Raw genomic sequence first — 19,086 nt, 5'->3', positions numbered from 1 at the left:
TGTGGTTTTGGGATGGTTCTGGGGGTAAATCCGCGACGGTTTTCTGATGGTTAAGCGGGCGACTCAATGCCGGCGTGCGGTGGCTGGTTGCTTTTCCAAAGTGAACTGGTCGACATCAGTGTACCCGTCGCGGAACAGCTTTGCGCACCCAGTTAGGTACTTCATGTAGCGGTCGTAGACCTCTTCAGACTGGATGGCGATCGCCTTGTTCTTGTTGGCTTCCAGTCTGGCGGCCCACAAGTCCAGGGTTTTGGCGTAGTGTAGCTGCAGCGACTGGATCCGTGTGAACTTGAAACCGGCCGCGGTGGCGTGCTCTTCCACCGTCGGTACTGTTGGTAACCAGCCACCAGGGAAGATCTCAGCCAAAATGAATTGGGTAAAGTGAACAATCTCGTGGGTTAAAGTCATGCCCCGCGCTCTGGCATCTTTAAAGGTGGGACGGACGATGGTGTGCAGTAACATCACGCTGTCGGCCGGTAGGACTTCGTGGGCCATCTTGAAGAAGCGTGCATAGCGTTGGCGGCCGAAGTGCTCGAATGCACCGATCGAGACAATCCGGTCGACAGGTTCGTGGAACTTCTCCCAGCCCTCCAGCAGTACCCGCCGGGTTCGGGGGGTGTCTAACTCGTCGAATGTCTTCTGAACGTGGGCGGCCTGATTCTCGGACAGGGTCAGGCCTATAACGTTGACGTCGTATATTTCAATCGCGCGTTTCATGGTGGCGCCCCAACCACAGCCGATGTCCAGCAACGTCATCCCGGGCTCAAGCTTGAGCTTTCCCAACGCTAGATCGACCTTGGCGAGCTGCGCTTCCTCGAGCGTCATGTCGTCACGCTCGAAATACGCGCAGCTGTAGGTCAGGGTGGGGTCGAGGAACAGGCGGAAGAAGTCGTCAGATAGGTCGTAATGGGCTTGTACGTTTCTAAAATGCGGCGTCAGCTGCACGGACATACGGTTATTGAGCCTTTCTGTGTCCCGGAGGCGTTTATGGCGCGAAAAAAGACACACCCTGGCTTGGCCCCCCGATGCATCCCCTGCATGCTAACCGTTCAAGTGGCTCAAGTCGTCTACGCTGCGCTCGGCATGCATCACAACCGTCGATGCGATTGACAATGTGTGCAGCCCGGCGTCAATCCTGAGGTCCATGACGAGCAGTCCACCGGCCGGACGCACGTGCACCTACGTTCACCCAGCGTACTACAGTGGTCAGACCGGAAACTCCGGCGGCGGTTGGTTGGGTTTCTGCCGACGGAAATATGGTCACATCATTCACCCAGCCGAGGCAGCGCTATCAGCACGACACAATGCGGACTAAAGCATCGTTCCCACCCCGGCAACGGCTGTGACCAGTACAGTAGAACTGGGCCATCGGGCCAGCTTTACCACGCTAGCGCGAGCTTTGCCAAGCAGGACCCGGGAACGTCGCGATGCCGAGCACTCGGTCGTAGTGGGATCTTGGAGATACGCTTGCCCATCAGCACCGTCGTGCACAACAAACCATTAGAGATACAAGGCCAGCGCGATGCCTCAACTGGCTGTGTCCACCGCCGAGTAGTACGTTCCACACACCATTAGCGGGCATCATAGGACGAAAATGTCGGATGCACCGGAAGTCACATCTCTATATAACCGCAGCTTAGATTCTGTGTAAGCAACGCTAAAGTATAGAGCGAAGCCGCTGAATGCGAGGAACCGCCACGGGTCCCTCGATCATGGCCGGGATTGCCAGGTAGACGGAATTCATCAACAGATATTGCCAGACTCAGCGTGCGGAAGCTGACAGGACTGGGTGAGGAGCGTAGCGTCGCGGGCACGCGGGTAGAATAGGCACTGTCGGTACTGACGTAGGAACTAGACAGGTTGTTGGCCATGCGCGCGCCCGTGATATCCACCACGGTCAGGATCAGCCAGCGTCAATCGAGACCAGGGTCATTGGCCGCCAGCAATACCGCGACAAGGCAAGAGAACAAGGTACATTCGGCAGTACCGCGGCACGCGTGACGACGAGCCAGCGCGTGACGTGGTCGATCGGCGTGTCGGGTGGCGGATTGGTAGTACGTATGCCCACGACTTCAGCCGCGAGCCAACGCTCTCCTAGGACATTCCTTAAGCCTAAACCCGCGGCGGAACCGCTTAGGGCCCTCGTGGTGGGATTATCGGTGATGGATGTGGCTGCTTACGGAACTTTTCCAGCGATCCGCCGACCTCGACGATCCCGCACAGTGCGTTCCAGCTGAGCATGGTCAGGTAGTCGATCAGCTCGTCGGCGCTCATCCGCGGGTCCGACATCCACGAGTGGGTGGCAAGCTGCACGCCGCCAACGATCAAGTAAGCCCAGGGCTCCACACCGCCGGCGTCCATGCCGGCCTCTTGCATGCGGCGACGTATCATGACTGCGAGCATGCGCGCAATGATCCGCTCAGAGTCGGCGATCACTTTACTTTTGCTGGCCGAGCTGTTCGCCATCACAAACTGATATGGCTCGGGTTCGGCCGCCACGGTTTTGACATATACCCGGATGATTTCGCGAGTAAGATCGAAGCCATCCAAATTCGTTGACAGCGCGGCGGCCATGTTGGGAATCAACGTGGTCTGCGCGAAGCGCATCATCACCGCTGTAGTCAGGTCGTTTTTGTCTATGAAATAGCGGTAAAGCACGGTCTTGGAGACCCCGATCTTCCCTGCGATTTCATCCATACTCAGGAAGCGGCCCTGCCGGCGAATCGCATCGATCGTGCCGTCAACCAGCTCGTTGCGGCGCTCTACCTTGTGTTGATGCCACCGCCGCTTGCGGCCATCCGTCTTGACGGCCACAGCCGGGATATGCTCTGCCACTGTCCCTGGTTCCCATTCACTAGACGCACTCGATATTATGGCCTGTCGATGGCATGGGCTCCATGCGCACAAGGCCTCGGGGAAAAGTGTGGTTACAGTAACTGGTTTCCCGCTCTAGCGGGTGGTCGAGTGCGACTCACCTAAGTAGGTCGCCGAGCTTCATCGATCATCTCGTTAGGTTGCCGCATCGTTGTTGTGATAACCGCATAGATTGTGATTTGGTGGACTTCACCGACAAAGTGCGTCGCAACCCCGACCACAAATTACGTCGTTCGTTGACTCGATTTCTGTTAGAACTCGCTGACGATCTGCAGCATGAACCGGCCCACTATTGCGCGCACCTGTGCTGTCAAGGAGCAGTTGATAGCGCGCGATGAGATCGGCAATGGCGTGGCAGACGTTGAGGCGCTGGTTTCTTAGGGTCCAGAAGGGTTGGTCGACTCGTCCGGCACGTTGTGCGCCCGCATAGCCCACACCGTGGTTCGGATCGGGGAATCACTGTGTGTGACGCCGCCTACATGCGAGACAAAGTCGAGGGCTGGATGGTGCGGGCGACCCAGCATCTGGTTTTGCAATATGGCGTAGAGATTATAGCGATCATCACCGAGGCGATCGAGTGCTGAGACGGCGAGTAAGCCAGCCGACGCATCGAATTGCACTCGGCCGTTACCTGCAGTTTATTCGGATCAATGGCACCGTGGTGAGTGCGCTGGCCGGGCTAACAATGTACACCGTTGCGCAAATTTTGCTCTGAAGTATGCATAACAAATGCTTGCGAAAGCAAGCATTTGTTATGCATACTAGTGCCAGTGAGCACCGACTATCGGACGCAAGGAGGTGCGTCGGTGGTCTCAGATGGAAAACTTTTTGCCAATGTGTTCACCGCTGCCTCTGGTAGGGGTAGTTTTATCAGAACCCAGCGTGAGACGGCGCAAGTCTCGATGCGGTAGCTTGCTGAACGGTCCGGCGCCAGCAATTTGTACTTGAGCCAGGTGAAGAGCGGATCGCGCAAACTGTCCCCCGATCTCTTGAACCAAAATCGTAAAGGTGCTACGGGTTTCCGCTGAGGTCTTTTATGTACAAGTCGGAATTCTTAAGGCCAGTGAGACCAGGCAAGTGCGTAACGTCATCATAACCGATACAGCGATCACTGAGCGGCAGAAGCAGGTTTTGCTTGACATTTATGCTTAATCCACCTAATCAAAACGAATCCACCCTCGAGGCGTGTCCCACCGAGGCCCGTACCCACGACTGATCAGTCCGGTTGGTCCGGAATCGGCTGAGGCTTGTGGGAATATCCCACTGGTTGCCGGGTTACCCGAAGAAGGGCGACCTTGTTCAGGTCATGGTGAATCCAACCCGATTAGTTGGCCAAACAGTAATGTCAATCCGCGAGTCTTGACTACTCCTCCCAGAGGAGCCGACGCTTGGCCTAACTCTCGGGCCAGATACTACTGACGCCTATAACGACAACAATCCATGAAAGGAAACACCATGGCTGAAAACCCTAACGTCGACGACCTGCGGGCGCCATTGTTGGCAGCGCTGGGCGCGGCAGACTTGGCCCTGACCACCGTTAATGAGCTGGTCGGCAACATGCGCGAACGTGCCGAAGAAACCCGCATCGATACCCGCAGCCGTGTTGAGGAGAGCCGCGCTCGCGTGGCAAAACTGCAGGAGGTTCTGCCCGAACACCTTAGCGAGCTGCGTGAGAAGTTCACCGCCGACGAGTTGCGTAAGGCCGCTGAGGGCTATTTGGAGGCAGCGACCAACCGGTACAACGAGCTAGTCGAGCGCGGCGAGGCCGCCCTGGAGCGGTTACGCAGCCGGCCGGTTTTCGAAGATGCGTCGGCACGTGCCGAGGGTTACGTGGACCAGGCTGTCGAGTTGACTCAGGAGGCGCTGGGTACTGTCGCGTCGCAGACCCGCGCGGTTGGCGGGCGTGCAGCCAAACTGGTCGGCATCGAGCTACCCAAGAAGGCGGCGGCGCCTGCGAGGAAGGCTCCGGCCAAGAAGGCGCCTGCGAAGAAGGCTCCGGCCAAGAAGGTCACACAGAAATAGGTTCAGGTTCCGAATTACCCTGGTGTGGTGGCTCGGACCGGTAACGCATTTGATCCGAGTTGTCCTGGTGGCGTACTCGGAGTCGACGTTTGGGACGGTCTCCGCATACGCTTATCAAGATGAGCCACCTCGTGGGTACTGTCATGTTGGTCTTGCAGCTCGCCGTTCTGGTGACGGCGGTGTACGCGTTTGTGCATGCAGCGCTGCAGCGACCCGACGCCTATACCGCCGCTGAAAAGCTGACAAAACCGGTATGGTTAGTGATCCTCGGTGCGGCTGTGTCGCTGACCTCTATCCTAGGCTTCGTCTTCGGTGTGCTTGGCATAGTGATAGCCGCCTGTGCCGCTGGGGTCTATCTGGTTGACGTACGGCCCAAGCTGCTCGATATTCAGGGCAAATCGCGCTAAACCGAGTGACTGTTCTTTCGGCCGCGTCGGCGGCGGTACTTGTTGGCGTACTCGGCTCGCTAGTAGCGTGCAGTTTACGCTTTGGCCGATCCGGACACTGGCATGTCTAGCCCCTTGAGCCCGTTGTATGTCCTGCCTTTTGTTGACCACACCAAATGGACACGTTGGCGAAGCCTTATCAGCTTGCAAGCCTACTCGAACCTCTTTGGGCGTACCTCTGCGATGCAGCCCGACGTGGCTGCCGGCGACGAAGCGTGGGGTGACGTCCTCACGCTGTCTCCGGACGCCGACACCGCCGACATGCACGCGCAGTTCATCTGTCACGGGCAGTTCGCCGAATTTGTGCAACCCAGCAATACAAGCTCGAATCTCGAGCCATGGCGTCCCGTCGTCGATGACTCCGAGATATTCGCTGCCGGTTGCCATCCCGGTATATCCGAAGGAATACAGCAAGCCGACGAGGGACCGCGGTAGTGCAGGGCCAACCTACTCGGAAACAGTTGGCGGCGCTGGTTGACCATACCCTGCTCAAGTCCGAGGCGACCCATGCTGATGTGGCTGCTCTTGTTGCCGAAGCTGTTGAGCTGGGCGTCTACGCGGTGTGTGTCTCCCCGTCGATGGTGCCGGCCGCCGTCGAAGCCGGTGCGGGTGGTTTGCGGGTTGCTACGGTGGTCGGGTTTCCGTCGGGCGAGCATGTGTCCATTGTCAAGGCGCAAGAGGCAGTTCAGGCCGTAGCATCCGGTGCAACTGAGATCGACATGGTCATCGCCGTCGGTGCTGCGTTGGCTGGAGACCTCGATGCGGTGCGGTCCGATATCGAGATGGTGCGCTCCGCTATAGCCGGTGTCGTACTCAAGGTGATTGTGGAGTCGGCGGTGCTGTTGGGCCAGGCAAACGAACGTACGCTGGCTGAAGTGTGTCACGTCGCGGAAGCCGCCGGCGCGGACTTCGTCAAGACCTCGACTGGGTTTCATCCCGCTGGGGGAGCGTCGGTGCGTGCTGTCACGCTGATGACCGAGGCCGTCGGGGGCCGGCTAGGGGTCAAGGCCAGCGGCGGCATCCGTACCGCCGTTGACGCGATCGCACTGCTGGACGCTGGTGCCACGAGGCTGGGCCTGTCTTCCACTCGAGAAGTGCTGGATGGGCTCAGCTAAACTCTATTTGTTTTCCTGTGCAGGTCGAGCGATGGCTGCCGGGCGTCACGAAGCCCTTAGAGGTTAGCGAAACAGGGGTCCTGACCGCCTGTGCTGTTGGGGATATTAGTGTTCCGGGCTGAGAAGTGGCTTGTCACGCCGGTCGAAGTGACCTCCACGTTGTCCGCGTGGATGCCCAGGGGGTAGTTCTTGGTTAGGTTGGTGGTGAAATCGTCCAGGGTGAATTGCACGGTCTCTTTCGGCAGCGAGAATCCCAGTGTATTAAAACTGACGATCTGTAGCTGCAGGCCACCGTTGGACACCACCGGCTTAGCCACAATGTCGTTCAGCATTCCTTTCAGCTCGATGGTGCCATTGGTGGGATGAGTGGTCACACTGGTGGTGACAACGCCGCCAAGTACCGGAATCGAGTTCTGCACCGATTGCCTGATGCCATCAGAAGACCAGGTGATGATGGCATCCAACACGCCGATCGTGCCCCTCGAAGTCGGAGTGTCTCTGATCTGCACATTCTGAATGTCTATCGCGATCTTCATGCCTTTGGCATCACGAATCTGGTTACCTGCGGTCTCCACGGAGATGTTGGTGAAATGTTGGGTAGCGAACTGCCAGAGCAATAATGGTGTCACACCGAACTTCGCGGTGGCCTGATCTTTGATCTCGCAGGTCACCACTCTAGCGACTTTGCTGTTTGCGGTGTGGCGGGCAAAAAGTTCGGCTCCGATTAGCCCGCTGATGACGAGCGCAACCACTATGATCAAGATCAGGACGATGGCGAGTGGGTCGCGAAGCAAGCATCGTTGGATTTTCTCTGGTTCTGGGTCTTTTTTCGGCGCAGCCAGCTGATCTGCTGGGGTCGGGGGTGTGGTGCGCGTTAGTGGGTTCCCTGCCCCCTGTGCCTCCATATTTGCCCCTCCGATCTGCTCGGTCTGCTGTGTCAGCTGGCCGGGCGCAGTCGGAGGCTCACCGGCCTTCATCCGTTCAGTTGGAGCTTGCGGATGGTTGAGGAGGCCCCGGTAGCTGGGATGCGCCCACGTCGAAGGGCCTTCATTCGGTGGTCCTTGCTGATTGGTCACCCACGTGATTGTGCTCTATCAACCTAAGCAAAATGTGACCGGTTACGCAGTACAGCGATGTTCTCGCGAGCTGTAGTCACGTTGTCGACGTCGATGTCGGCGACGACCAGTTTTGATTCGGTGCCAGCCGACGCCACCACCTCGCCTAACGGCGAGGCCACCAGGCTGCCGCCTACTCCGGTCGGTGCGGCTGAGCTGGGGCCCGAGTCGGTCAGGGCACCTCCTGGGTCAGCCTGACCGACTGCGGCGACGTAGCTCATCGAGTCAAGGGCACGGGCACGGGCAAGCAACGTCCACTGCTCGAGTTTGCCAGCACCGGAGCCCCATGACGCGCAGACCACGATCAGTTGCGCGCCGCGGCGGGCCAGCTCAGTGTACAGCGCTGGAAAGCGGATATCGTAGCAAATAGTGAGACCAACCTGGACGTCGTCTACTGTGATCACCACCGGTTCGTGCCCGGCTGTGACCGTCCGTGACTCAGTGAAGCCGAACGCGTCGTAGAGATGGATTTTGTGGTAGTGGGTGTCGGGCTGGTTGGGTGTCCCGGGGCCGGCAGCGATCAGCGTGTTCATTACCCGCCCGTCGTCAGCGGGGGTGAATATTCCGGCGATTATGGTGATGCCGGCCTCGGTCGCGATTTGTCGCACACCGTTGGCCCAGGGGCCGTCTATGGGCTCAGCGACCGGCCCCAGTGGAACACCGAATCGGCACATGGTCGCTTCCGGGAAGACCACTAACGTCGCGCCGGCGTCGGTGGCCTGGCCTGTGTACTCTCGCACCAGCCGCAGGTTTGCTACCGGATCGGTGCCGCTGAGGATTTGCGCCAATGCGATTCGCATGCGTGCCAGCTTAAGCTTGGCTACGCCGCGCGGCGCTTGCGGTGTGAGGGTAAGGGGTATTGCCCGCTTGCGAGGGAGAGCGAGGCTGTTCTGGATGGGTCCGGCGGTTGCTTCGGTCGGGCAGTCTCAGGTTGGACCGGTGGAGAGCGGTAGGTTACGCCGGCAGTTAATCAGGCGTTCTTCGCGACACATCGTGGTGAAGCGCTGTTCAAGTCTCACCGATGCGGCTCAACTGGGTGCCGGTGATCTTCTCGAGGTTGCCGCCAATAATGGTGATTCGCACCTGAACGGTGACCTGAAGCTTCAGCCGGGCTCCGCTGGACTCGGCCGATTTGGCGACAGCATTGCAATGCCCGAAAAGTTCGTCGGAGCATTCAAGATCGATCCCACAATGGACCTCCAGCGCGACGCCATCAGTATCAGTGATTGGACTCCGGGGTCTTCTCACGTCTTAATGTATTTAGGCTGCCTCGGTGCACCTGTCTGACCAGGTTCGGTAGGCTGTGACTGCGCATCACCTGCACGATGACCACTTCAAGTAGTCCCGTCGTTGCTTGACTCCGCACCCCACCCGCCTCGACTCCAGCCGCATCCCGTCGACCGCGGACGACTTAGCCAGACTTAGCCACTAGGGCCTGTCAGTAGTCCGCCTCGTTTAATGTCTGAAAAATGTTTTCGACACCGCCTTCGTAGTCGGCGGACATGTCGCATTATAGCGGCATAGTAGGCCAGTCTATCGTTACCTGCCATGAAACGGAGCGCTGTCGGTTCGTTCTTTGCCGGCGCGCATGTCGCAGAGGCGGTGTCACTTGCGCCGTTGACCACGTTGCGGGTCGGTCCGGTCGCCCAGCGGGTTATAACGTGCGCCAGCACTGAACAGGTAGTCGACGTTATACGGCAGCTAGACGCACCAGCCGGCGGCAGGGGAGCTGGGCCGCTGCTGATATTTGCTGGCGGCTCCAACCTGGTGATTGCCGACACGCTGGCCGACTTGACTGCGGTGCGCTTGGCCAATGCCGGCATCACTATCGACGGCAACCTAGTGCGTGCCGAGGCTGGCGCGGTCTGGGACGACGTGGTGGTTAGGGCCATCGAGCACGGGCTCGGTGGGCTGGAATGCCTGTCTGGTATCCCCGGATCGGCTGGGGCCACTCCGGTGCAAAATGTGGGTGCCTACGGCGCAGAAGTGTCTGACACAATCACTCGGGTCCGGCTGCTGGAGCGCAGTAGCGGCTCGGTTCGTTGGGTCTCCGCCTGCGAGTTGCGTTTTGGTTATCGTACCAGCGTTTTCAAGCAAGCCGACCCGTCAGGGTCGCAACCGCCTGCTGTGGTGCTGGAAGTCGAGTTCAAGCTCGATGCATCGGGGCAGAGCGCACCGTTGCACTATGGTGAGCTGGTGGCCACACTCGACGCGACTAGTGGGCAGCGCGCCAACCCACACGCGGTGCGCGAGGCGGTGCTGGCGCTGCGTGTTCGCAAGGGTATGGTGCTCGATGCGGCAGACCATGACACCTGGAGTGTCGGATCTTTCTTTACTAATCCGGTAGTAGCGCCGGACGTTTACCGTCAGCTAGCCAAGATGGTGGACGGGCCGGTGCCGCATTATCCGGCGCAGGACGGCGTCAAGCTGGCCGCTGGCTGGCTGGTGGAACGGGCCGGCTTCGGTAAGGGTTATCCTGATGGTGCAGCTCCATGCCGGCTTTCCACCAAACATGTGCTTGCCTTAACCAACCGCGGTGCCGCCACCGCCGAAGATGTGGTAACTCTGGCCCGCACCGTTCGTAATGGGGTCCTAGAGGTGTTTGGTATCACACTCGAACCTGAGCCTGCACTGGTTGGGTGCGTGTTGTAGCTATTGGATACGGGTTACCGTATTTTGCGGAAAGTGTTTAGGGAGGGGGAAAGTCGCCTGGCCCGGTATCTTTGTGTATCGTGATCGCATCCACTCCGCGTCAAAACCGGGAGTCGATTAATCGGCGCGTGGCTTTGACCGCTCTTGGGGTAGGTGTGTTTGCTCCGAGTGTATTTGTCGCTTGTGCGGGCAGTGCGATCAAACCATCCGAGAAGAAGACGACGCCAGCGCCGCACTTGACGTTTCAGCCGGCGACTGCGACTGATGACGTGATCCCGGTCGCGCCGATCAGTGTCCAAATCGCCGACGGCTGGTTCCAGCGCGTCACATTGACGAACCCAGTGGGCAAGGTTGTTGCTGGTGTTTTCAATCAAGATCGCACCGTCTACACGATTACCGAGCCGCTGGGCTATGACACGACCTATACCTGGAACGGTTCGGCTGTTGGTCACGACGGCAAGGCTGTTCCGGTAACGGGCAAGTTTAGCACTGTGACCCCCGTAAAGAAGGTCAATGGAGGATTCCAGCTCGCTGATGGCCAGACGGTAGGGGTCGCGGCGCCGATCATCATCCAGTTCGATGCGCCCATCAGCGATAAATCCGCTGTCGAAAAAGCGTTGACCGTCACTACCACCCCACCCGTTGAGGGTAGTTGGGCATGGTTGCCTGACGAGGCGAAAGGCGCCCGCATTCACTATCGCCCGCGCGAGTACTACCCGGCGGGCACCACCGTGAACGTTGACGCGAAGCTCTACGGGCTGCCGTTCGGCGACGGTGCATACGGCCTGCAAGACATGTCGTTGAACATCCAGATCGGTCGACGCCAGGTGGTCAAGGCCGAAGTCTCGTCGCATCGCATTCAGGTCGTCACCGATGCCGGCGTCATCATGGACTTCCCGTGTAGCTACGGCGAGGCCGACCAGGCTCGTAACGTGACCCGCAACGGCATCCATGTGGTCACCGAGAAATACTCCGACTTCTACATGTCCAACCCGGCTGCCGGCTACAGTAATGTGTATGAACGCTGGGCAGTACGGATTTCCAATAATGGTGAATTTATCCACGCCAACCCAGCAAGCGTGGGAGCGCAGGGCAATACTAATGTTACCAACGGGTGTATCAATCTGTCCACGGGCGATGCCGAGCAGTTCTACCGCAGCGCGATCTATGGTGACCCGGTTGAGGTGACCGGAAGCTCGATCCAGCTGTCCTATTCCGACGGTGATATTTGGGACTGGGCGGTGGACTGGGACACCTGGGTGGGGATGTCGGCGCTACTATCTTTTCCGACGGTGCATCAGCCGGCCACTCAGATTCCTGTCACCGCGCCGGTCACCCCGCCGGGTGCTCCTATCTTGTCGGGCACTCCGACGAGCGGTTCAGGGACGGCTAGACCCGGTGGTTAGCGCGGTGGGTGGTTGACGCTTGATCATGTGATCGGAAGATGGTCTGGTCCACGTTGATCATGGGAAGGTTGTAACATCACGAATCTGATCACTTAGGCGACGTCAGTGTACGCCAGCAGTGTCATTCCGGCGTAGGCGGTGTCCGCGCGCTGCTGGCCACCAGCGAAGCGGACATCGAGAACTCTGTTTTGACCACGCCTGGCGCGATCTCGGTGAGTCGTACCGGGCTTTCCCTAGTTATTCTACGCTGCGTAGCGTGCAGCGCCAGGTGCTCTGGGCTTGCTGACCGCCGTTTAGTCAGCGTCGCCGTCAGTAAAATCCCCATCGTCGCAATCGAGGTGATCATGATGATCAGGACGTCGCCGGAGTCGATCAGCTTGGGCAGCAGTGCCCAGCTGAGCTGGAGCGTATCCACCATGTTGGTAGCCCACATCCAGCGTCAATGCTTCAATAAATCGTCGTTGGCGACGAATTTCAAGCCCCACGCGCCACTGGGGTTGTTGACCAGCACATCAACCCGGTTCGAACTGCGCAGCAACGCCTCGACCGCGCCATAATTTGTGATTTTCATCACGATCACCGTTCTGCCGATCCCGTCGAGTAGCGCGGTGTTCCGGTCCCCATGACGCGCCACGGCGACCACATGAAACCCAAAGGGTGCAGGGTTTCTCGCGGCTGCCTCATCGATGCCGAAATTGGCGTAGGTGACCACCGCGATCCCTTGATCCGCAACCGGAACTGCGCTTATCCGAACCATTCCAAAAAATAAAAACGTGCTAAATTCTCGGTGTACATCGCACCGCTTTGTCCAACACCACGACCGCAGGTGTCTTCTTGGCTTGTCTGTGTTGTTGCTGTGTTCATCGCCGTGTCGGACTTCACACCAGTCAATAAGTGGGGCTAAGACCGGAGATAGGAACTTTGGTTACGGATGTTCGTACGCACTACTGTTGTTAACCGCCATTCACTTACATGTCGCGGCTAGCTGCGGTTACATAGCCAGGTTGTGCCTCCGTCGCTGAACTTGTCTGACTTGGCGGTGGCTGCCGTTTTTCGTGCCGTGTAGTTGCGCGGCCCGGTCGGTTGTAACGTCATCGTAGGGGCCATATCATTGTCATCATTGTCCATCGCGGCGGTGAACCGTCAGGCCATCGCGCTGCTTGAGGCCAGTGTGCTGCGGGAGCAGTCCGGCCCGGTGGACTCCGGGGCTATCGGGCGCCCTTGAGTGCCCGGTCCGGGATCAACCACGAACCTTATCTGACGATAGGCATCCATGTAGGCGCGCGAACCACCAGCATCCGTGGGGTGCCAGGAGCCGAGTCGTACCCTGACTTCGTTGGCCTAGAGCACTTCTCGATGCTTGCGGCGCTGGCATCGCCGCCGCCGCGTTGCTCAGCATGCTAGACTCAGTGGTACCGTCGACGGCGCCGCTGGCCATGGTGTCCCGCGCTTCGACCACTCTGTACGTGTACGCCTGGGACTGGTCTTCGAACGCAATCGGGAGGCACAGCGTGGGCTCGGCAGGACTGGGAAGTTGGAGTCCACCGTCAGCGTTGATGTGGTTTCGGCTGCTGGACCGCCTGGTCAAGGAGCATTCCCAGCATGTTATCTGGCGTCGCCTGCTCGGGGGGCGGTGTCGCTACTGCTATTACTGATCTCCTGTGAATGGCCCGGGTCGGCAATCAGTAAGTTAAAGATCTCCCCGGCGGAGCAGACCTAGATGTTCTATTAGGCCGGTTGCGTTACTGCGGGACTTGCTCAATCCCGACGAACTGGTGGCGGGTAGCCAGGTGTTCACTGAATACCCTGAGGCGCTGGCCTAGGTGGTTGGTGGCATTCACTGCACGTTTGTTGTTACGGCCTCGTGATATCCGGGTGACGGCCTTCGATAACCGGGTACAAGAGGCCGGGGCAGCGATGCGCCGTTCCGGTGTCCTGAACTCCCGGTTGCTCAAGACGAGTCTTCTGCTTGATGGGTCTTGACGTGCTGTTAACTCCCGTTTCGGGCGGTTCCAGATCGGTCCTGTAAAGATGACTAATGTGCGGGCCATCGAATTGAAACGTTTCCGCCAGTGAATGATCTCCATCGGGTCGCGGTGCTGGCGGTGCACACCTCACCGCTGGCTCAGCCGGGCATCGGCGACGCAGGCGGCATGAATGTTTACGTGCTGCAGAGCGCGTTGCACCTGGCTCGGCGTGGCATTGAGGTGGAGATCTTTACCCGGGCCACTGCCTCTGCCGATCCGCCCATCGTGTGGGTAGCGCCCGGAGTGTTAGTGCGCAACGTCGTAGCAGGGCCGTTCGAGGGCCTGGATAAATACGACTTACCTACCCAGCTGTGTGCGTTTGCTGCCGGGGTGCTGCGCGCAGAAGCGGCTCACGAACCGGGCTACTACGATATCGTCCACTCGCATTATTGGCTGTCTGGGCAGGTCGGCTGGCTGGCCCGGGACCGCTGGGCGGTGCCGTTGGTGCATACCGCGCACACGTTGGCCGCGGTGAAGAACGCGGCGCTGGCCGATGGTGACGCGGCTGAGCCGCCGTTGCGTAGTGTCGGCGAACAGCAGGTCGTCGACGAGGCCGATCGGATGATCGTCAACACCGATGATGAAGCAAGGCAATTGATTTCGATTCACCGTGCCGATCCAGCGAAAATTGACGTGGCCCATCCTGGTGTTGATCTGGACATGTTCCGTCCAGGTGACCGGCGGGCTGCTCGGGCTGCGCTGGGGCTGCCGCTCGACGGCAACGTGGTGGCCTTCGTCGGACGGATCCAGCCGTTGAAGGCACCTGACATCGTGTTACGTGCCGCCGCGAAACTGCCGCAGGTGCGCATCGTTGTGGCTGGCGGACCGTCAGGCAGTGGTTTGGCCTCCCCGGACGGGCTGGTTAGGTTGGCCGACGAACTTGGTATCACGGCCCGGGTGACGTTCTTGCCGCCGCAATCCCGTACGAATTTGGCTACAGTCTTCCAAGCCGCCGATCTAGTTGCGGTGCCGAGTTATTCAGAGTCGTTTGGCCTGGTCGCCGTCGAGGCGCAGGCTTGTGGCACTCCGGTGGTAGCGGCGGCGGTCGGCGGCTTGCCGGTAGCGGTGCGGGACGGGGTCACCGGCACTTTGGTGTTCGGACATAATGTCGGTCATTGGGCGGACGCCGTCGATCAGCTGTTACGACTCAGTGCCGGGCCGCAGGCAAGGGCGATAAGTCGCGCGGCTGTCGTGCATGCGGCCCAATTCTCCTGGGACAACACCACTGATGCGCTGCTAGCCAGCTACCGTCGTGCGATCGGTGATTTCACCGCGACGCGTCAGCATCGGGTCCGCGACTTGGTGGCAACGCGCAAGCCCCGTCGTTGGATCTCACGCCGTGGGATGGGCGCATGACCCGTACCGGCGACGATGCAGAACGAAGCCATGAGGCAGGGGCATCTCCTGCTTGCAGGGGAGCGGGGCGCCAATGAGCACAGCCTGGGATACGGTGTGGCACGCGTGTTCGGTGATTGAGCACGCGCTGCAAGCCAGCCACCTCACCTACTCGGAATTTTCTGGGGTGCCCGATGGATTGTTGCGATTGGTAGTGGAACTGCCTGGTGAGCGTAGGCTCAAGACCAACGCCATCCTGAGTATCGGCGAGCATTCAGTGCATGTTGAGGCGTTCGTATGCCGCAAACCTGACGAGAACCACGAGGGTGTCTACCGGTTTTTGCTCAAGCGCAACCGTCGGCTCTTTTGCGTTTCCTACACGCTGGACAACGTGGGCGATATCTATCTGGTGGGCCGGATGTCCTTGGCGTCGGTCGACACCGACGAGATCGATCGAGTGCTCGGACAGGTACTCGAGGCGGTGGAATCGGACTTTAATACGTTGTTGGAATTGGGTTTTCGTTCGTCGATCCAAAAGGAGTGGGACTGGCGAATCTCTCGCGGCGAGTCGCTGAACAATCTGCAGGCCTTCGCGCACCTAATCGACGACGAAGGTGACGGCGACGCTTCCATCTACGCTCGTCCGTGAAATGCTAAGCCGATGCAACAGGGTAACACTGCTACGCTGATTCTACTCCGTCATGGCGAGAGTGACTGGAATGCCCGGAATCTGTTCACCGGTTGGGTGGACGTCGGGCTAACCGACAAGGGTCGAGCGGAGGCGGTCCGCAGCGGTGAGTTGCTTGCCGAGCACAATCTGTTGCCCGACGTGTTGTACACGTCGCTGTTGCGCCGCGCTATCACCACTGCGCATCTGGCGTTAGACACCGCCGACTGGCTATGGATTCCGGTCCGTCGCAGCTGGCGGCTCAATGAACGTCACTACGGCGCGCTTCAGGGTCTGGACAAGGCCGTGACCAAGGCCCGCTACGGCGAAGAACGATTCATGGCTTGGCGCCGCAGCTACGACACTCCGCCACCACCGATCGAGAAGGGTAGCGAGTTCAGCCAGGATGCTGACCCTCGCTACACCGACATTGGCGGCGGGCCGCTGACCGAATGCCTGGCTGATGTGGTGACCCGCTTCCTGCCGTATTTCACCGACGTGATAGTCCCCGATCTGCGGACCGGCAGAACGGTGCTCATTGTGGCGCACGGCAACTCGCTGCGCGCGCTGGTCAAACACCTAGACGAGATGTCCGACGACGAGGTCGTCGGGCTTAACGTTCCGACTGGCATTCCGCTGCGCTATGATCTAGATGCCGATCTGCGTCCGGTGGTACCCGGTGGTACCTACCTCGACCCCGAGGCGGCCGCTGCGGTAATCAGTCAAGCGCGCCCGTAAAAACATTTGTTGCAGTGCCTGTTGACGCTTCAAGATCCCATGTGTCAAACATCCCGTGAACAACAGCTGAACACCTGTAACGCAAAGTGTGACTTTTCCGATTTTGGTCTCGCACCGCTGGGGCGGCGTTAATGAAGGATTTGTAAGATTTTTTATGTGACTGTGTTCTCGGCTCTGTTGTTGGCCGGGGTATTGTCCGGGTTGGCGTTTGTTGTTGGTATTGTGGCAGGAATCCGGCTGTCGCCGCGACTAATCGAACGCCGGCAAAGACTGGCTAACGAATGGGCGGGCATCACTGTTTTGCAGATGCTGCAACGCATCATCGCGTTGATGCCGCTAGGTGCTGCGGTGGTTGATACCTATCGTGATGTAGTTTACCTCAACGAACAGGCCAAGGAGCTAGGACTCGTGCGCGACCGGCAGCTCGATGACCAGGCCTGGCGGGCAGCACAGCAGGCGCTGGGCGGTGACGATGTCGAATTTGACCTGTTGCCCGGAAAACGCCCGGCTGCGGGCCGGTCTGGGTTATCGGTGCACGGCCACGCTCGACTGCTAAGTGAGAAAGACCGCCGGTTCGCCGTGGTCTTCGTCCACGACCAGTCCGACTATGTGCGCATGGAGGCGGCTAGGCGTGACTTCGTAGCCAATGTTAGCCACGAGCTCAAGACCCCGGTCGGCGCCATGGCCTTGCTAGCTGAGGCTCTGCTGGCATCGGCGGATGACGCCGAAACCGTGAGCCGGTTCGCCGAGAAGGTGCTCATCGAGGCCAATCGATTAGGATACATGGTTGCTGAGCTCATAGAGTTGTCCCGGCTGCAGGGCGCCGAGCGGCTGCCTAACGTAACGGACATTGACGTCGATATCATCGTGTCCGAGGCGATTGCGCGCCATAAGGTGGCCGCCGACACCGCTGCTATCGAGGTTCGCACCGATCCGCCTAGCGGTTTGCGGGTATTGGGCGACCAAACTCTACTGGTTACCGCGCTAGCCAATCTGGTGTCCAACGCGATTGCCTACTCGCCGGGTGGTTCGCTGGTGTCGATCAGCCGTCGCCGTCGTGGCGACAATATCGAGATCGCCGTCACCGACCGCGGCATTGGCATCGCTCTTGAAGATCAGGAGCGGGTCTTCGAACGCTTCTTCCGCGGAGACAAGGCGCGCTCGCGGGCTACCGGTGGCAGCGGGCTGGGGCTGGCCATCGTCAAACACGTTGCCGCCAACCACAATGGCAGTATCGGTGTGTGGAGCAAGCCGGGAACCGGATCTACGTTCACCCTGTCTATTCCGGCGGCCATGCCGCTTTACCAGGACAACGATGAGCAATCCGGGCAACCCCGGGGCTGCGATATGTGGCTCAATAGGCCGCAACGAGAGGAAGAAGAGTTTAAGTCGATGACACCCGCGCAGGCGATGATGCAGAGCGAAGTGACGAGAGGGAATGTGAATGATAAGTGTCCTGATTGTGGAGGACGAGGAATCGCTGGCTGATCCACTGGCGTTTCTCCTCCGCAAGGAGGTTTTGAGCCCACGGTGGTGACCGATGGGCCAGCGGCACTAGCGGAGTTCGATCGCTCCGGGGCGGACATCGTGCTGCTGGACTTGATGCTGCCGGGGATGTCTGGCACTGATGTGTATAAGCAGCTGCGTGTTCGTTCCAGTGTGCCGGTGATCATGGTGACTGCTCGAGACAGTGAGATTGACAAAGTGGTCGGCCTCGAGCTGGGCGCCGACGACTATGTTACGAAACCCTATTCGGCGCGTGAATTGATCGCCCGGATCCGGGCGGTGCTGCGGCGTGGCGGTGATGACGACTCCGAAATTAGCGATGGTGTGCTGGAGTCCGGGCCGCTCCGGATGGATGTTGAGCGGCATGTGGTCTCGGTGAACGGCTATGCCATCACCCTGCCTCTTAAGGAATTCGATCTGCTGGAGTACCTGATGCGCAATAGCGGGCGGGTGCTAACCCGAGGGCAGCTGATTGACCGGGTCTGGGGTGTGGATTACGTCGGCGATACCAAGACCCTCGATGTCCACGTCAAGCGGCTGCGCTCCAAGATCGAGGCCGATCCCGCTAACCCGGTACATCTGGTGACAGTGCGAGGTCTGGGCTACAAACTGGAGAGTTAGCCTGTGCACCGCACTGTGACCACCTCGTCAGCCACAGCCAGCGTCATGATCGATAGCTGCGGTTCACCTCTAGGCATCACGGGTGCGCTCAATCTCCACGTCAGCAACCCACACCTTCGATGCTGCGCAGCCGGTTGATAGCAGCTATTGTGATGAGCAGCTTGGTGTTGTCAGCTTGGGCAAGGTGGTGGTGCACCATCGCTTCACTATGCACCGACAGAACCGAGCCAACGCTGCGATCGGTCACCATCGCGCCAAACGTTGCGACGTGCGATGCCCGATCCAGCTAGTTGAGCAGTTTGGTGCTGTAGCCGGAGAAGACCCATCAACCCCATGCCCTGCGGCGTAGCGATGGCTTCAATCAACACGCCAGCTGACTCGTGAAATTTGTGTACGTCGGCGCTTTGCAGCACGCTGCGACACGCGACAACATCCCCGTCGAAGCGCCCGACCAGCATGGTGGCCGGATGCAGCGCGAGTTTTCGGTCGAGCCGCGGGTGCACGCCATGACTGCTGCTCCGCAACAGCACCGGGTGTTTCGATGGCGCCGGCGGTGATGATG

Annotated in this window: 16 protein-coding genes and 5 pseudogenes; 13 read left to right on the top strand and 8 right to left on the bottom strand. The window is 59.4% G+C overall.

The window, feature by feature from the left end; all coding sequences use genetic code 11:
• Window positions 1-63 precede the first annotated feature (63 nt).
• The 3 genes and pseudogenes from pcaA to ML_RS12610 form a co-directional block, all read right to left on the bottom strand.
• A complete protein-coding gene (gene pcaA / locus ML_RS12620) occupies window positions 64-951 on the bottom strand; it encodes a cyclopropane mycolic acid synthase PcaA (protein WP_010908913.1) in 888 nt (295 codons plus the stop codon).
• 965 nt (window positions 952-1,916) lie between these two features.
• A pseudogene (locus ML_RS12615) lies at window positions 1,917-2,076 on the bottom strand (prenyltransferase); the annotation flags it as partial.
• Window positions 2,077-2,133: 57 nt separating this feature from the next.
• The gene (locus tag ML_RS12610) at window positions 2,134-2,835 is read right to left on the bottom strand and encodes a TetR/AcrR family transcriptional regulator (protein ID WP_010908912.1); all 702 of its coding nucleotides are present in this window, start codon (window positions 2,833-2,835) and stop codon (window positions 2,134-2,136) included.
• Window positions 2,836-2,953: 118 nt separating this feature from the next.
• Between ML_RS12610 and ML_RS16905 the strand changes: the two are divergent.
• The 6 genes and pseudogenes from ML_RS16905 to deoC all read left to right on the top strand — a co-directional run.
• Window positions 2,954-3,589: pseudogene (locus ML_RS16905) on the top strand (DUF445 family protein); the annotation flags it as partial.
• Window positions 3,590-3,680: 91 nt separating this feature from the next.
• A pseudogene (locus ML_RS12600) lies at window positions 3,681-4,118 on the top strand (helix-turn-helix domain-containing protein).
• A gap of 211 nt (window positions 4,119-4,329) precedes the next feature.
• Window positions 4,330-4,896 carry a heparin-binding hemagglutinin HbhA gene (hbhA, locus tag ML_RS12595; protein ID WP_010908911.1) on the top strand — a complete coding sequence of 189 codons (567 nt, stop codon included), beginning with the start codon at window positions 4,330-4,332 and terminating at the stop codon, window positions 4,894-4,896.
• A 119-nt stretch (window positions 4,897-5,015) separates the two neighbouring features.
• Complete coding sequence (locus ML_RS12590; RefSeq protein WP_010908910.1) at window positions 5,016-5,303, top strand: DUF2516 family protein; 288 nt, start codon at window positions 5,016-5,018, stop codon at window positions 5,301-5,303.
• Window positions 5,304-5,405: 102 nt separating this feature from the next.
• Window positions 5,406-5,777: a DUF2599 domain-containing protein gene (locus ML_RS12585; RefSeq protein WP_010908909.1), complete on the top strand. Its 372-nt coding sequence runs from the start codon at window positions 5,406-5,408 to the stop codon at window positions 5,775-5,777.
• Window positions 5,777-6,457, top strand: coding sequence for a deoxyribose-phosphate aldolase (deoC, locus tag ML_RS12580; protein WP_010908908.1), 681 nt, complete (start codon window positions 5,777-5,779; stop codon window positions 6,455-6,457). Before ML_RS12585 ends, deoC begins: the two co-directional genes overlap by 1 nt.
• 56 nt (window positions 6,458-6,513) lie before the next feature.
• On the opposite strand, the gene ML_RS12575 is transcribed toward deoC, so the two are convergent.
• From ML_RS12575 to ML_RS14510, 3 genes are all read right to left on the bottom strand, one after another.
• The gene (locus ML_RS12575) at window positions 6,514-7,533 is read right to left on the bottom strand and encodes an LmeA family phospholipid-binding protein (RefSeq protein WP_041323409.1); all 1,020 of its coding nucleotides are present in this window, start codon (window positions 7,531-7,533) and stop codon (window positions 6,514-6,516) included.
• A gap of 23 nt (window positions 7,534-7,556) precedes the next feature.
• Window positions 7,557-8,372 carry a carbon-nitrogen hydrolase family protein gene (locus ML_RS12570; RefSeq protein WP_010908906.1) on the bottom strand — a complete coding sequence of 272 codons (816 nt, stop codon included), beginning with the start codon at window positions 8,370-8,372 and terminating at the stop codon, window positions 7,557-7,559.
• Between the two features lie 208 nt (window positions 8,373-8,580).
• Complete coding sequence (locus ML_RS14510) at window positions 8,581-8,820, bottom strand: hypothetical protein (RefSeq protein WP_049769895.1); 240 nt, start codon at window positions 8,818-8,820, stop codon at window positions 8,581-8,583.
• A 300-nt stretch (window positions 8,821-9,120) separates the two neighbouring features.
• Between ML_RS14510 and ML_RS12560 the strand changes: the two genes are divergently transcribed.
• Both ML_RS12560 and ML_RS12555 read left to right on the top strand, forming a co-directional pair.
• Complete coding sequence (locus ML_RS12560) at window positions 9,121-10,224, top strand: UDP-N-acetylmuramate dehydrogenase (protein WP_010908905.1); 1,104 nt, start codon at window positions 9,121-9,123, stop codon at window positions 10,222-10,224.
• Window positions 10,225-10,304: 80 nt separating this feature from the next.
• Window positions 10,305-11,630 (top strand): L,D-transpeptidase, encoded by a 1,326-nt coding sequence (locus tag ML_RS12555; protein WP_010908904.1) that lies wholly within the window; start codon window positions 10,305-10,307, stop codon window positions 11,628-11,630.
• On the opposite strand, the pseudogene ML_RS12550 reads toward ML_RS12555, so the two are convergent.
• Window positions 11,614-12,387: pseudogene (locus tag ML_RS12550) on the bottom strand (SDR family NAD(P)-dependent oxidoreductase). The gene ML_RS12555 and the pseudogene ML_RS12550 sit on opposite strands and share 17 nt — an antisense overlap.
• 1,315 nt (window positions 12,388-13,702) lie before the next feature.
• On the opposite strand from ML_RS12550, the gene mshA reads away from it, so the two are divergent.
• The 5 genes and pseudogenes from mshA to regX all read left to right on the top strand — a co-directional run bounded on the left by mshA (window position 13,703) and on the right by regX (window position 18,524).
• Window positions 13,703-15,013, top strand: coding sequence for a D-inositol-3-phosphate glycosyltransferase (gene mshA, locus ML_RS12540; protein ID WP_172591929.1), 1,311 nt, complete (start codon window positions 13,703-13,705; stop codon window positions 15,011-15,013).
• A 73-nt stretch (window positions 15,014-15,086) separates the two neighbouring features.
• Window positions 15,087-15,641 (top strand): type III secretion system chaperone family protein, encoded by a 555-nt coding sequence (locus ML_RS12535; RefSeq protein ID WP_010908902.1) that lies wholly within the window; start codon window positions 15,087-15,089, stop codon window positions 15,639-15,641.
• 12 nt (window positions 15,642-15,653) lie between these two features.
• Window positions 15,654-16,397 carry a phosphoglyceromutase gene (locus tag ML_RS12530; protein WP_010908901.1) on the top strand — a complete coding sequence of 248 codons (744 nt, stop codon included), beginning with the start codon at window positions 15,654-15,656 and terminating at the stop codon, window positions 16,395-16,397.
• Window positions 16,398-16,553: 156 nt separating this feature from the next.
• Window positions 16,554-17,885 carry a sensor histidine kinase gene (locus ML_RS12525; protein ID WP_231846646.1) on the top strand — a complete coding sequence of 444 codons (1,332 nt, stop codon included), beginning with the start codon at window positions 16,554-16,556 and terminating at the stop codon, window positions 17,883-17,885.
• Window positions 17,842-18,524, top strand: a pseudogene (gene regX / locus ML_RS12520) (two-component sensory transduction protein RegX). Before ML_RS12525 ends, regX begins: the two are co-directional and overlap by 44 nt.
• A gap of 206 nt (window positions 18,525-18,730) precedes the next feature.
• Here regX and ML_RS12515 read toward each other — a convergent pair.
• Window positions 18,731-19,048 (bottom strand): hypothetical protein, encoded by a 318-nt coding sequence (locus ML_RS12515; RefSeq protein WP_145985224.1) that lies wholly within the window; start codon window positions 19,046-19,048, stop codon window positions 18,731-18,733.
• Between the last annotated feature and the right edge of the window lie 38 nt (window positions 19,049-19,086).

The sequence above is a fragment of the Mycobacterium leprae TN genome (assembly GCF_000195855.1).
GTDB classification, from domain to species: domain Bacteria; phylum Actinomycetota; class Actinomycetes; order Mycobacteriales; family Mycobacteriaceae; genus Mycobacterium; species Mycobacterium leprae.
The sequence above is the reverse complement of the archived record's forward strand: the minus strand, read 5'-3'. Positions and strand labels throughout refer to the sequence as shown.